6 protein-coding genes are annotated in these 14717 nt (G+C 68.5%); 3 read left to right on the top strand and 3 right to left on the bottom strand.

All coding sequences use genetic code 11. The features are described from left to right. Positions 1-144: 144 nt before the first annotated feature. From ACTWP9_RS25360 to ACTWP9_RS25350, 3 genes are all read left to right on the top strand, one after another. Positions 145-966 (top strand): VOC family protein, encoded by an 822-nt coding sequence (locus ACTWP9_RS25360; protein ID WP_443248582.1) that lies wholly within the window; start codon positions 145-147, stop codon positions 964-966. A 126-nt stretch (positions 967-1092) separates the two neighbouring features. Beyond that, positions 1093-1842, top strand: coding sequence for an MIP/aquaporin family protein (locus ACTWP9_RS25355; RefSeq protein WP_443248581.1), 750 nt, complete (start codon positions 1093-1095; stop codon positions 1840-1842). A gap of 279 nt (positions 1843-2121) precedes the next feature. Then, the gene (locus ACTWP9_RS25350) at positions 2122-3972 is read left to right on the top strand and encodes a bifunctional metallophosphatase/5'-nucleotidase (RefSeq protein WP_443248580.1); all 1851 of its coding nucleotides are present in this window, start codon (positions 2122-2124) and stop codon (positions 3970-3972) included. A gap of 352 nt (positions 3973-4324) precedes the next feature. On the opposite strand, the gene ACTWP9_RS25345 is transcribed toward ACTWP9_RS25350, so the two are convergent. The 3 genes from ACTWP9_RS25345 to ACTWP9_RS25335 form a co-directional block, all read right to left on the bottom strand. After that, entirely contained in the window at positions 4325-4546 is a 222-nt protein-coding gene (locus ACTWP9_RS25345) for an MbtH family protein (RefSeq protein WP_443248579.1), read from the bottom strand. Positions 4547-4780: 234 nt separating this feature from the next. Further along, positions 4781-4975: a ferredoxin gene (locus ACTWP9_RS25340; protein WP_443248707.1), complete on the bottom strand. Its 195-nt coding sequence runs from the start codon at positions 4973-4975 to the stop codon at positions 4781-4783. Between the two features lie 17 nt (positions 4976-4992). Continuing rightward, positions 4993-14709, bottom strand: coding sequence for an amino acid adenylation domain-containing protein (locus ACTWP9_RS25335; protein ID WP_443248578.1), 9717 nt, complete (start codon positions 14707-14709; stop codon positions 4993-4995). Between the last annotated feature and the right edge of the window lie 8 nt (positions 14710-14717).

Below are 14717 nucleotides of genomic sequence, written 5' to 3'. Positions count from 1 at the left end.
GCACCGTGCACCCCCGTTACCTGGTGTTCGAGCATCCTGCGACGCCCCCAACTCGCCCGTCAATGCGTACAGTTCGACAACGTCGTACGGCGGTCCGTTCCGTCCGGCCGCTATCCGGCGGCCGGCCGAGGGAGGAGAGCACCGGTGCCCGAGCCCATGTCCTACCCCCCGGGAGCGCTTTGCTGGGCCGATCTGCGCACCCCCGACCCATCCGCGTCCGAGCGCTTCTACACGGCCGTACTGGGGTGGGGGTATCTGCATGCGGGGTCGACGTACGACCACTACGGATACGCCACCTGGCAGCGGCACATGGTGGCCGGTATCGCACCGTTCGGGCCCGACACCGCGGAGGACGGCGAGGAAGCGGCGAGCTGGATCGTCTTCTTCGCGACGGACGGCGCCGATGCGCTCGCCGACCGGGTGGCGGCGGCGGGCGGCGAGGTCACCCGCGGCCCCGTGGACTTCGGAGTGCTGGGGAGGTCCGTCGTGGCAGTGGATCCCGCGGGCGCGCATGTCGGCTTCTGGCAGCCCCGGGCACATATCGGCACGGGTCTCTTCCGGGAGCCGTCCGCGCTGTGCTGGGCGGAGCTTGCCGTACACGACACGGCCGAGGCGGACCGGTTCTACGAGGCCGTGCTGGGCCTGCGGGCCGCCGAGTACAGCGCCGCCGGTGAGGAGCACTACGCGGCGCTCCGGATGCCGGCCCCGCGGGCGGAGGCCCCGGCGGGGGAGCCGGTGGCGGGCGAGCCGGTGGCGGGCCGCACCGTGCTGGGCGCCGAACAGCAGGACGTGGAGCCCTTCTGGATGCCGTACTTCGGGACGCGCGACCCGGAGACAGCCGCCGGGACGGCACGGAGGGAGGGAGCCACGGTGCTGTACGAGGGGAAGAACGGGGAGGGCCGCGGGCTCGCCGTCCTCCGCGATCCGCAGGGGGCGGTCTTCGCAGTCGTCGAACTTCCTGCGTGACTCCCGGTTTCCCGCCAGGAATTTCTTGGTCAGCAGGCTGGAGCGGGCCCCGTCCAGCAAGTAGGGTGCGCGCCCATCGCCGTCGAGAGAACGGTGTGTTGAGCCGCGACGTTGTGGAGGTAGCGGATGAGCGCGGGCTCGATCTTCTTGTGGGAACTACTCGGTACCGCGGTGCTGATCATGCTGGGTACCGGCGTTGTCGCCAACAATGTGCTGCGCAAGACGAACGGCAATGGCGGGGGTGTGCTGTTCGTCAACATCGGCTGGGGTTTCGCGGTCTTCACGGGCGCGAGCGTGGCGGCGCCCAGCGGGGCGCACCTCAACCCGGCCATCACGCTCGCCCTCGCCGTCGCCGACAAGACCGACTGGTCGGACGTGCCCATATACATACTCGCGCAGATGCTCGGCGGCATCCTCGGCGCGGTGCTGTGCTGGGCCACGTACAAGCTTCAGTTCGACGACCACGACGACCCTGCGGGGACGCTGGGCATCTTCTCGACGGCGCCGACGATCCGCAACAGCCTCTGGAACACGGTCACCGAGGTGCTGGGCACCTTCGTGCTGGTGGCCTTCGTGCTGTTCTCCCCCACGTTCAAGCCGGGCAACGGCGAGGGCGCCATCCCCGACTTCGGCAACTCGGCGCTGGGTTACGCGGGCGTCGCCTTCGTCGTGCTGGTGATCGGCACCTCGCTGGGCGGGCCGACGGGCTACGCCATCAACCCGGCGCGTGACCTCGGGCCGCGGATCGCCTATGCGTTCGTCCTGCCGATCAAGGGCAAGGGCAAGGCCGACTGGGCGTACTCCTGGGTGCCGGTCGCCGGTCCGATGATCGGCGGCGTCCTGGCAGCCCTGCTGTATCTGGCCTACCCGGCGTAGACCCCTCCGGGGAGGGGCTGCCCCTGCCCGCCCCGCGCTGCGCTGAGCTTGGGCAGTCTTCGCCCTGGGGGTACCCCCTGCTCGAAGAGCTTGGGGGAGCAGGGTGGGCAAGCGCAGCCCCCGTGCCGGGTACGCAAGACCATCGGGCGGGGCCACTCCTACGGGTGGCTCACGGGCGATCCGGCGGATGCCCGGGTGGTGCGGGCGCTTTGATCAGTGACGGGTGGTGGGGCCTGAGCCCCACCACCCGTCACTGTCCGCACTCGTGAAAGGCACCCCGTGCACGGAGCACCACCGCGCCCACGCGCCCGCCTGCGCAGCCGCAGCGCTCGCCTGCGCAGCCGCAGCGCTCGCCGCCGTCTCGCCCTGGCCGGGGCGAGCACGGTCCTTCTGCTGGTACCCACCCTGTCGGCCGCCGCCGACGGCCCGTCCAGGGCCCGGCGGGGAGGGACGACGCCCGTCCAGCTCCTCGCCGTCAACGATCTGCACGGCAACCTGGATGCCGTGCCGGGCCCCGCCGGGGCCGTCCACCGCAACGGGCCGGGCGGCGAGCCGGAACAGGTGCAATCCGGCGGGGTCTCACGGCTCGCCACCCTGCTGGACCGGGCCCGGGAGAGCGCGAAAGGCGCGGAGTCGCTGACCGTCGCCGCGGGCGACATGATCGGCGGCAGTCCGCTGCTGTCGGCCGCGTTCCACGACGAGCCGACCGTCGATGCGCTGGAGACACTGGGACTGGACGTCGCCTCGGTCGGCAACCACGAGTTCGACGAGGGGCCGGACGAGCTGCGCCGGATGGACGCGGGCGGCTGCCACCCGAAGGACGGCTGCGCCGACCCCGACCAGCCCTACGACGGCGCCGACTTCCCCTACCTCGCGGCGAACGTACTGCCACGTACGGCTCACAAAGCGGCGTCCGCACGGAAGCCGATCCTGCCGCCGTACTGGATCAAGAAGTTGCCGAGCGGTGAGCGCCTCGGTTTCATCGGGCTGACCACCAAGGACACCCCCTCGGTCGTGAGCGCCTCGATGACCGAGGACCTGGTCTTCGAGGACGAGGTCGAGACCATCGACAGGTACGCCGACGAACTGGACCGCAAGGGCGTCAAGGCGGTGGTGACGCTCGTGCACGAGGGTGCCCAGCCGCCCGCCAAGACGTACGACGCCACCTGCGGCAAGGACGGTGCCCCTGGCCGGCTCGACGGGCGCATCCAGGGGATCGCCGAAAAGACGTCGCCGAAGGTGGATCTGTTCGTGACGGGGCACTCGCACGAGCCCTACGAATGCAGCGTCAAGGATCCGGCGGGGCAGCCGCGGCTGGTCACGCAGTCGGCGTCGTTCGGCCGCACCTTCACCGACCTGCGCTTCGACATCGACCGGCAGACCGGCGACCTGGTGCGCTCCTCGGCCCGCGCCGAAGGCCATATCGTCACCACCGACACGCCCAAGCAGCCGAAGGTGGACCGCGTCATCGAGAAGTGGCGCGCCCGCTCGGCCGACATGGCGAACGAACCGGTCGGCTATATCTCCGACGACATCCCCGGCCGGGGCGCGCCGGATCCGGAGACCCCGCTCGGCGATCTGCTCACCGACGCCCAGGTGGCGGCCAACCGCGAAGCGGGCGCCGAGCTGGCGCTGCTCAACTGGGGCGGGGTGCGCTCCGACCTCGCCTACCGCGCCTCCGGCAAGGAGGGCGACGGTGTGGTGACGTACGGCGAAGCCTTCCAGGTGCAGCCGTTCGACAATCCGCTGGTGACGATGACGCTCTCCGGGAAACAACTGCTTGCTGTGCTTCGGCAGCAGTTCTCCGGGGCGAACGAGGGCTATCCGCAGGTGTTGCAGATCTCCGACGAGCTGCGGTTCGACGTCGACAAGTCGCGCACGGGTGCCGACCGGCTGCCGGCGGACACCGTGCGGGTGAACGGCAAGCCGGTGGACGAGTCGCGCAGCTACCGGGTGACGGTCAACGACTTCCTCTCCCAAGGCGGCAACGGCTTCAGCGTGCTGAAGGAGGGCACCGACCGGCAGTCCGTCACACGTGACCTGGACGCGTTCACCAGCTACCTCAAGAACCACTCCTCCCCCGAGAAGCCCATCGCGCCGCCCAAGGCGGACCGCATCACCTGGCGCTGAGCAAGCACGGCTCCGCAAGGCTCTCTGCCGTCGAGAGGCTCCCTCCCCGTCGCCGGTCCCCGGCCCGTGGCAGAGAGGCCCGGCTACGGTAATGGCGCCCGCCGCGCTCCTCGCGGCGGGCGCCATTCCCCGCGCCGAGCCCGGACAATGAGAGCCGCACGCCTGGTGACCGACGTCCTTCAGCCCCGCAACGCGCTGCTCGCGGGGCTGACCGGGCTGAAGGGGTGCGGCGGCGGGGAACTGGACGGGCGTGCCGTGGGGACTGTTCCGATACAGCTCACAGGCGTGCGGCAGCAAGCTGCCACGGATTTCCGCCCGAATGCTCGGGCGACGAACGAACCCGTCGCGCTGCCTACTTCGGCTCCATCTTCTCGACCAGGCTCCGGGGCCGAAGGTCGGTCCAGTGTGTCTCGATGTATTCCAGGCAGACCTGCCGGGTGTCTTCGGGGTGCGCCACCTGCCAACCGGCAGGCACATCGACGAACGACGGCCACAAAGAGTGCTGGTTCTCGTCGTTGACCAGGACGAGGAAGCTGCCGTTCTCATCGTCGAAGGGGTTCGTCGAGCTGCTCATCAATGCCTCCCGGTGATCTGTCGAAATGCGCGACGTCCGATCGACGGGCGCGGTTCTCGTCGTGCCCGCACGCCTGCGGCTCGCCCCCGTGAGCAAGGCTTCCGCCGACTGGCATCCCCCTTCCGGACCTCCTCCACCATGGGCGGACGAGGCGGCTCGACGCTATTTCCCTTCCGATCGAGCGACAAGCCCTGCGGCCACAAGCTGCCATAGGTGTGGGCAGGGATGGCATGTTCAGGTCTCAACCACGCGGATGGCTTCGACCGGGCATCGGGCAGCGGCCAGCCGGACGTCCGGATGCAGTTGGTGTGCCGGGGCTTCGTCGACCAGGCGCGCCACCCCGTCGTCGTCCTGGTCGAACACCTCGGGCGCGACGAGCACGCACTGTCCGGCGCCGATGCAGACCGTTGGCTTCACCGTGACGCGCAAGCCGTCGCGTTCCTCCGTCACTGTGCTCGTCCCCCGGTGCCGGGCAGTCGGTCGAGGCGGTCGGCCACCACCGGCGCGATGCGGGAAAGCGCCTTGGGCAGCATTAGCTGGTCATGCCCGCTGTCGACCTCGTGCACCTCGATCCGTCCGTCGACGAACGGCTGCCACGCCCTCGATGTGCGCCACGGTCCGCTGCCGCCGCTCCCCGGTTCACCGGTCGCGATGAACAGCAGCAGGTCGCCGTGGAAGCGACCGGGCCGGTGCTCTCCGAGGGCTCGGCCGTGGCGCTCGTGGCTGCGGCAGAGGCGGTCGAGGATCTCGTCGTCGAGGGCAAACCCGCTCGGCCCGCCGGGTGCGGCACCGAGGACGTCGATGAACATGTCGCGGACGTCGCGGGGTGCTGCGGCCGGTAGTTCCCGTTGGCCGGTGGGCTGCGGGAACGCGTCGAGCACCGCGAGAAGTTCGACCTCATCGCCTTCTTCCTCCATCGCCGTCGCGATGGCGTGCGCCACGATGCCGCCGAACGACCAACCGAGCAGCCGATACGGGCCGGTCGGCTGCACAGCCCGGATACGTGCCAGGTAGTCGGACGCCATCTCCTCGACGCAGATGGGCGCGGAACGGTCGTCGGAAAGATCAGGAGCCTGCAACCCGTAGACCGGCTGCTCCGGGCCGAGGTGCGGCAGGAGCCCGGCGTACGGCCAGCTGATCCCGCCTGCCGGGTGGACGCAGAACAGTGGCCGGCTGCTTCCGGTCGTGCGCAGTGGGAGGAGAGCGTCCAGGCCGTTGCCGGCCTCTTGCGAATCCAGCCGACGGCTCAGCTCGGCCACGGTCGGTGCCGAGAAGAGCGCTCCCACGCCCAGTTGCACGCCGAAAACGCTCCGGATGGAGGTCACCAGGCGAGTAGCCAGCAAGGAGTGCCCGCCGAGCTCGAAGAAGCTCTCGTCGACGCCGACCTGCTCGACGCCCAGGGCCTGGCCGAACAGCTCGCACAGTACCTCTTCGGTTCGGGTGCGCGGCACCCTCGTCCCGGCCCCGCGCGTGAACTCGGGCGCCGGGAGGCTCTTGCTGTCCAGCTTCCCGTTCGCCGTGACCGGCAAGGCGTCCAAGGTCACGACGGCAGCGGGCACCATGTAGGCGGGCAGGCGCTCTCGTGCGAACCGCCGGACATCGTCGGCGTCAACCTCCGCGCCCGGTTCGGGCACCACGTAGGCGGCCAGCCGTTTGTCGCCGGGCCGGTCCTCGCGGACGACCACCGCGGCCCGTGCGACTGCGGGGTGTTGCGAGAGGGTGTTCTCGATGTCGCCCGGCTCGATGCGGAATCCGTGCACCTTCAGCTGGTCGTCGGCCCGCGCCACATATTCCAGTTCGCCGCCGGGATTCCACCGCACGAGATCCCCCGTCCGGTACATCCGCGAACCGGCCGGGCCGAGCGGGTCGGCCACGAAGCGTTCCGCGGTCGGCCCCGGGCGCTGCCAGTACCCGCGTGCCAGTCCCGCGCCGCTCACGTACAGCTCCCCGATCACGCCCGGCGGGGTCGGTCGCAGCCATCGGTCCAGCACGCGCAGCTGCGTGTTGGCGATGGGTCGGCCGATCGATGGTGGTCGCGTAGTGTCGCACCAGGCCAGCGTCGACCAGACGGTCGTCTCGGTCGGGCCGTACAGGTTCACGACCCGGCCGCCCCGTGCGCGCATCTCGGCGGCGAGGTCCGCGGGCAGCGGTTCGCCGCCGGAGAGCATCGTCAGTTCCCTGGCCTCCGCGCCGCAGGACCCGATCAGTACCTGCCACAGCGAGGGCGTCGCCTGCACGATCGAGATTCGCTCCTGCTCGACCAACCCGGTCAGCAGCGCGGGATCGCGCATCGCCTCCTCGTCGGCGACCACGACGGTGCCGCCCGCCAGCAGCGGGCCGAGCAGTTCCAGCACGGCAATGTCGAAGGCGAGCGTCGTGACGGCCAGCCAGCAGTCGGAGGCGTCGAGCCGTACGGCCTCGCCCACCGCGAGCAGCAGGTTTCGCAGGGCGGACTCGGGCACCGCCACGCCCTTGGGCCTGCCGGTGGAGCCGGACGTGTAGATCAGGTACGCGGGGTGCGACGGATGCGGTTCGACGGGGAGAATCTCGTTGGTGAGGTCGGTTGCGGGGAGCCGGTCGACCGCCTCGCGGACCGCACCTTCGTCCAGCAAGACCTGCGGCCGGGAGGTGCCGAGGCGCGGGGCGGTGGCGGTCGTGGTGAGCACGAGGAGGGGATCGGCGGCGTCGAGCACGTGAGCGATGCGTTCCGCGGGGTGTGCCGGATCGATCGGCAGGTATGCGCCACCTGTCTTCAGTGTGGCGAGCAATGCGACCACCATCTCCGCCGAGCGCGGTATCGCCAAGGCGACGACTCGCTCCGGTCCCGCCCCGCGGCCCATGAGATAGCGGGCGAGCCGATTCGCGCGTGCGTTCAACTCCGCGTAGGTCAGCCGCTCCTCGCCGGAGACCACCGCCTCGCCTTTCGGGGACCTGCGGGCCTGGGCCTCGAACAAGGCGGGCACCGACGATGACGGCAAGGCGACCGGGGCGCCGCTCCACTCCCCCAGCAGCTGTTCCTGTTCGGCGGCGGTAACCGCATCGACGGTCTCCACCGTCCGATCCGGCATTTCGACCACCATCCGCAGCAGTGTCTGCAGCCTGTCGAGCATGGTCTCGGCGGCCGGCTGGTCGAAGACGTCCGACCGATGGTCCAGATGCAGTTGCAGCCGCTCCCCCTGCACGACGACGAGGCTGAGCGGGTAGTGCGTGCCGGCGTGGCTGTGGGCGTCGCGAACCCGCAGTCCGCCGCCTGCCTCTTCGAGCGTTTCCCGGTCGACCGGGAAGTTCTCGAACAGCACCAGACTGTCGAACAGTGCACTGTGGCCGGTCATCCGCTGGATGTCGTTGAGCCCTACGTGCTCGAACGGTGCCATCCGCAACTGATCTTCCTGCACCTTGGACAGCAGGTCCGAAACGGGCTCGTCGGGGCTGAGACGGACACGGACCGGCAGGGTGTTGATGAACAGACCGACCATGTCCTCGATCCCCGCCACCTCGGGTGGGCGTCCGGCGACGGTCGCGCCGAAGACCACGTCGTCGCTGCCGGTCAGCCGGCCCAGTAGCAACGCCCACGCGCCACGTACCAGCGTGTTCAGCGTCCAGCCGCGCTCCCGCGCAAGAGCTTCCAGGGGCTCGGTCAGCTCCGGCGGCAGTTCACGGGAAACCCGGTGGCGTCGGCACTGCGCCTGGACGACCTCCGCTTTCGGTGCGATACGGGTCGGCGCCGGCAAGCCCTGCAGCATCTGTTGCCATGCGGCTGCGGCCCGCTGCCGGTCCTGTGCGGCTTGCCACGCCAGGAACTCCCGATACGGAGTGGGCTGCGGTAGCCCGTCCGCGCCGTTGTGTTCGTAGATGTGGAACAGATCGCGGAGCAGCACCGGCGTCGACCACCCGTCCAGCAGCAGGTGGTGGTGCGTCAGCGCCAGGAGGTGGGTCTCTTCGCCGAGCCGGAACAGCACGAACCGCAGCAACGGGGGCCGGGCCGGGTCGAACCGCTGTGACCGCTCCGCGGCCAGCAGCCGTGCCGCCTCGGCCCGCTGCTCGTCGTCACCGAGGTGCCGGAGGTCGACTTCCCGCCAGGGCAGCGTCGTGGAGCCGGGAACGATCTGGACCGGCCGGTCGACGCCGTCGAACCAGAAGCCGGCGCGGAGGTTCGAGTGGCGCTCCAGCAGGGCTTCCGCCGCGTCCCGCAGCGCCCCATGGTCCATCGGCCCGACCAGTTCCAGAGACAGCTGGAGCACGTAGTCGTCGAGGTGGCGCGCGTCGTACAGCGCGTGGAACAGCAGACCTTCCTGCAGCGGGGTGACCGGCAGGACCTCGTCGGCTCCGCCGTACCGCGCGTACTCGGCCCGCACCCGGGCGAGTTGCTCCGCGGTGAGGTCGGCCGACGGCGCTCGCGCTTCCGTTGCCACGGCCACAGGCGGGTCCTGCAACTCGGCTGTCTCGGCCAACGCGGCAACGGATTTGTACTGGAACACGTCTCGCACCGTGATCGTCAGCCCGGCCGCCTGAGCCCGGTTGACAAGCTTTACGGAAGAAATGCTGTCGCCACCCAGGTCGAAGAAGTTGTCGCCCACGCCGACGGCCGTGATGTCGAGTACCTGACCGAACAGCTCGCACAGTCGGGCTTCGAGTGGTGTCCGAGGGCCGCGCTCGGTGACGGATTTTGTGAAGTCCGGTTTGGGGAGTGCTTTCCGGTTCAGTTTCCCGCTCGCCGTCATCGGTAGGCGGTCCAGCTCCACCACGGCCGACGGCACCATGAACTCCGGCAACCGCGTACGTACGAATTCCCGCAGTCGGCCGGCATCCAGCTCGGCGTCCGAAGCCGACACGACATAAGCAACTACACGCCGGTCGCCCGGCTGGTCCTCGCGCACCACCACCGCTGCCTCGGACACCCCCGCATGCCCGGTCAACGCGTTCTCGATCTCCGCTGGCTCGATGCGGAAACCTCGCACCTTCACCTGATCATCAGCGCGCCCCACAAACTCCAGCACGCCGTCCCGATTCCACCGCACCAAATCCCCGGTCCGATACATCCGCGAACCCGCCACACCGAACGGATCCGCCACAAACCGCTCCGCACTCAACCCAGCACGACCCCAATACCCCCGAGCCAAACCCACACCCGCCACATACAACTCCCCCACGACACCCGGAGGAACCACACCCAACCGGCCATCCAGCACATAAACCCGCGTGTTGGCGACCGGACGACCGACCCTGACCGGGCCGTCCTCGGCTTCCCAGAACAGGCTGTCCGCGCTGGCCTCGGAGGAGCCGTACAAGTTGAGCAACAGCGAGTCCGGCAGGACGTCGCGGTGGCGCTCGGCGAGAGCGCCGGGCAGGGCCTCACCGCTGGTCACCCAGCAGCGCACCGACGACAGGGACCTGGACCAGGCGTCGTCCAGCAGCAGTCGGAGCAGGCTCGGGACCACGGTCACCCGCTCCACCTCGTACTCCGAGACCAACCGCACCAGACCGGCGGGGTCTCGCAGGGCGTCGTCCCCCGCCAGTACGACCTTCCCTCCGTACAGCAAGGTGCCCAGCACTTCGGTAGCGCTGTCCAGGAAGCTCAGCGAGCTGCGAGCGAGGACCGTCGAGGACTGCCACTGCGGGTACCGACTGCTGAACCACTTCCAGCGGTTCGCAAGTCCGGCGTGCAGTCCGACGACGCCCTTGGGCACACCCGTCGAACCGGAGGTGTAGATGACGTAGGCCGGATGCTGCGACGTCAGCACAGCCGTCCGCTCGGCGTCCGTGACGTTGGCGGACGACGCCGACGACTGGCCTTGCCGGCTCGCCGGATCGTCGACCAGCAGGGTGGTGGCATCGGTGCTCGGCAGCTCGGACAGCCCCGCCGAGGTCGTCATCACGACCGCAGGCTCGGCGTCGGCGAGCATGAACTCGATCCGGTCGGCCGGATATGCCAGGTCGATCGGCAAATAGGCGCCGCCGGCCTTCAACACGGCCAGGACCGCGACCACCATGTCCACCGAGCGGGGCAGCGCCAGTGCCACGACCCGCTCCGGCCCCACGCCCAGCTCTATGAGGTGGTGCGCGAGCTGGTTCGCGCGAGCATTCAGGTCACGGTAGGTCACCTCGGTGCCTTCGAACACGAGCGCAACGGCGTCCGGAGTGCCCGCCACCTGCTGTTCGAACAGGTCCGGCAGCACCGGCGACGGCGGCAGCGGCAGCGCCGTGTCGTTCCAGGAGGTCAACAGCCGGTACCGCTCGCTGGCATCCACCAGGCCGATGCTGCCGATGCTGCGATCCGGGTCGTCGACCGCCGTCTCCAGCAGGCTGCGGAACCGGGCCATGAGGTCTTCCACGGTGGGGCGTTCGAAGATGTCGGTGTTGTACTCGACGGTCAGCGAGATCCCCTCCGAGTGCGTGCATTCGCCGACACTGATCAGCAGGTCGACCCGGGAAGCGCCGACGCTGGCCGGCATCAGTCGGCCGTATGTGTTCGGCAGGCTCAACTCGGTGTCCAGCGCGTCCTGCAGCGTGAGCATCACCTGGAACAGCGGGTGGTGCGCGAGGGTGCGGGTCGGGTTCAGCACGTCGACGAGCTGTTCGAACGGAACGTCCTGGTTGTCGTAAGCCCTCAGGTCGGTGTCGCGGACGCGCCGGACGAGTTGGCGGAACGTGGGGTCGCCGGAGGAATCGACCCGGAGGACGAGGGAGTTCACGAAGAACCCGACGAGATCGTCCAACGCCTCGTCGGTGCGGCCTGCGACGACGGAACCGATCACCACGTCCTCACCGGCGTCCTCTCCCGCGTTGAGCCGCGTAAGCAGAGCCACCAATCCGGCGTGCAACACCATGAACAAGCTTGCGTCGCCGGACTTGGCCATCTGACGCAGACGTGCGCAGAGCTCGGAAGGCCACTCGACGACCAGCGTGTCCCCCCTGTGCGAGGCAACCGCCGGACGTGGTCGGTCGGTGGGCAGCGGCAATTGTTCCGGAGCACCGTCCAATTCCCGCTGCCAGTAGGCAAGCTGCCGCGAAATCAGACTGTCCGGGTCTTCCTCGCTGCCGAGATATTCGTGCTGCCACAGCGTGTAGTCCGCGTACTGCACCGGTAGCGGCGCCCAATCCGGCGCAACCCCGCCGCAACGTGCGCTGTAGGCGTCGCAAAGGTCCCGCCACAACGGCCGCAAGGACCATCCGTCAGCGGCAATATGGTGCACCACCAACACCAACACCCGCTCGGTCTCGGACACGACCAACAATCCGGCCCGGACCGGCAACTCCCCGCTCAGCTCAAACCGGTGCCGCACCAACCCGGCGACCACCTCTTCCACCTCGCCAGTCTCAACGCGGGAGACGGTCAGGCCCGGCCGCACATCCTCCAGCTCATCCGACGGCATCACCCTCTGGCACGGCACCCCGTCAAATTCGGCAAAAACAGTCCGCAAATTTTCATGCCGAGCCACCACATCACCCAACGCCGCGCCCAGCGCACCCTCATCCACCTCACCCTCCAAACCCACCACCAACGGAATGTTGTACGTCGCCGAAGCCCCCTCCAATCGATACAGAAACCACAGCCGAAGCTGCGCAAACGACAACGGCAACCGCTCAGGCCGCACCACCGGCACCAAACCACCCCGCGCCCCACGCGCACCCACCACACGCCCCGCCAACAACCCCGGCGACGGCGCGTCAAACACCGCACTCACACCCAGCTCAACCCCCAACGCCCCACGAACCCGCGACACCAAACGCGTCGCCAACAACGAATGCCCACCCAAATCAAAAAACCCGTCATCCACACCCACACCCTCAACACCCAACACCTCAGAAAACAAACCACACAACACCACCTCCACATACGACCCCGGCGCCCGCCCCCCAGAATCCCCACCGCCCGAAAGCACCGGAACAGGCAACGCCCCCCGATCCAACTTCCCATTCACCGTCACCGGAAGCCGGTCCAGCTCCACCACGGCCGACGGCACCATGAACTCCGGCAACCGCGAACGTACGAACTCCCGAACCTCACCCTCCCCCACACCCGAACAAACCACATACGCCACCAAACCCCGCCCACCAGGAAGGTCATCGCGCACCACCACCGCTGCCTCGGACACCCCCGCATGCGCGGTCAACGCATTCTCGATCTCCGAAGGCTCGATGCGGAAACCTCGCACCTTCACCTGATCATCAGCACGCCCCACGAATTCTAGAACGCCGTCCCTATTCCACCGCACCAAATCCCCGGTCCGATACATCCGCGACCCCGCCGCACCGAACGGATCCGCCACAAACCGCTCCGCACTCAACCCAGCACGACCCCAATACCCCCGAGCCAAACCCACACCCGACACATACAACTCCCCCATCACACCCGGAGGAACCACACCCAACCGGCCGTCCAATACATACACGTTCATATTCGACAGCGGCCTGCCAATGGGCGGGACCGCAGAGCCGGAAAGCTTTTCGGTCATCGTGAGGTAGACGGTCGCCTCAGTGGGCCCGTAGGCGTTCACCATCAGCCGCCCTTCCGACCACCGGTCCACGAGTTCGCCAGGGCAGGGTTCGATTCCGGTGATCAGGACGCGTAGCGCGGGGAAATCGTGGCGTGGAACGCTCGACAGCACCGTGGGGGACACAACAGCGTGGCTGATGCGCTCCTCAGCCAGGACCGCGGCCAACTCCGCGCCGATCAGCTTCCCCGTCTCGGGCACGACGAGCGCGCCTCCGGTCATGAGAGCCATGAGCAGCTCCATCACCATCACGTCGAAACCGGGCGATGCCAATTGCAGCACTCGACTTCCGGCACCGGCATCGAGCCGCTCCCGCTGCACCTCGGCGAGGTTGGCCACCGCGGCGTGCGGAACCACGACGCCTTTGGGAGTGCCGGTGGAACCGGAGGTGTAAATCACGTAGGCAGGCGACTCCGGCCTCAACAGGGCGCGTCGGTCGGTATCGGTCAGATCGTCGCTGTTGGTGACAGCGAGTTGGCGCCGGAGCTCTGCGTCGTCCAGGAGGAGGGCCGGAGTCCCCTCGGGCACCACCTGATCAGCGCTGGTGTCCGCGCCTATGACGACGGCGGGTTGCGCGTCCTCCAGGATGAACCGGATCCGGTCGGCCGGGTATGCGGGGTCGATCGGCAGGTAGGCGCCCCCGGCCTTCAACACGGCCAGCACCGCGCCCACCATGTCCACCGAGCGGGGCAGCACCAGTGCTACGACCCGCTCCGGACCCACGCCCAGCCTTATGAGGTGGTGCGCGAGTTGGTTGGCGTGGGTGTTGAGTTCGGAGTAGGTGAGGCGGGTGCCTGCGTGTTCGAGTGCGGTGGCGTGGGGTGACCGGCTCGCCTGCTCCTGGAAGAGGTCCGGCAGCGGTGCGGGGGTGATGTCGGGCCGGTGGGTGGCGTTGCACTCGGCCAGCAGTTCGTGTTCTTCGGCGGGGTCGAGGAGCTGGACGCGGCTTAGTCGCAGGTCGGGGTCTTCGGACAGTTGGCCCAGGAGGCGAACCAGATAATTCCCGAGCCGATACGCGGTCTCACGGTCGAAGAGGTCTTCGGTATACGTCAGCGAGAGCTCCATGCTGGCCGGACTCCCGGCACCACTCCGATACTCGTCGAACACGAACGACAGGTCGAACTTCGCCGGACTGAAATCAAGGGGACGCAGACCCCCGGTGGTGCCCGGCAGCGCGAAATCGAGCTCCTCCTCCGCATTATTGAGAGCAAACGCCACCTGGAACAACGGATGCTGCGCCAACGACCGAACCGGATTGACCGCCTCCACCAAACGCTCGAACGGCACATCCTGATGCTCGTAAGCCGCCACATCGACCTCACGAACCCGATCGACCAGCTCACGAAAAGTGGGATCGCCCGAAGCATCCACCCGCAAAACCAAGGTGTTCACGAAAAACCCGGCCAAGTCCTCCAGCACAGTGTCGGTCCGCCCCGCAATCGGACTCCCGACCACAACATCCTCACCCGCATTCAACCGGGACAACAACGCCACCAAGCAGGCATGAAGCACCATGAACACGCTTACCCCACTAGCAGCGGCCACCCTCGCCAAACGCCCATGCACCTCCGCATCAACGCCGAACGACACCACACCACCGCGATAACTCGCCACCCGCGGACGCGACCGATCCACCGGCAACGACAACTGCTCAGGAGCCCCCTCCAATTGCTGCT

The organism is Streptomyces sp. 3N207, assembly GCF_052246355.1.
Taxonomy (GTDB): domain Bacteria; phylum Actinomycetota; class Actinomycetes; order Streptomycetales; family Streptomycetaceae; genus Streptomyces.
The sequence above is the reverse complement of the archived record's forward strand: the minus strand, read 5'-3'. Positions and strand labels throughout refer to the sequence as shown.

Excerpts from the sequence above, each read along its gene's own strand:
- ACTWP9_RS25355 (WP_443248581.1), top strand. The coding sequence starts at position 1,093 with ATGAGCGCGGGCTCGATCTTCTTGTGGGAACTACTCGGTACCGCGGTG.
- ACTWP9_RS25345 (WP_443248579.1), bottom strand. The coding sequence starts at position 4,546 with ATGAGCAGCTCGACGAACCCCTTCGACGATGAGAACGGCAGCTTCCTC.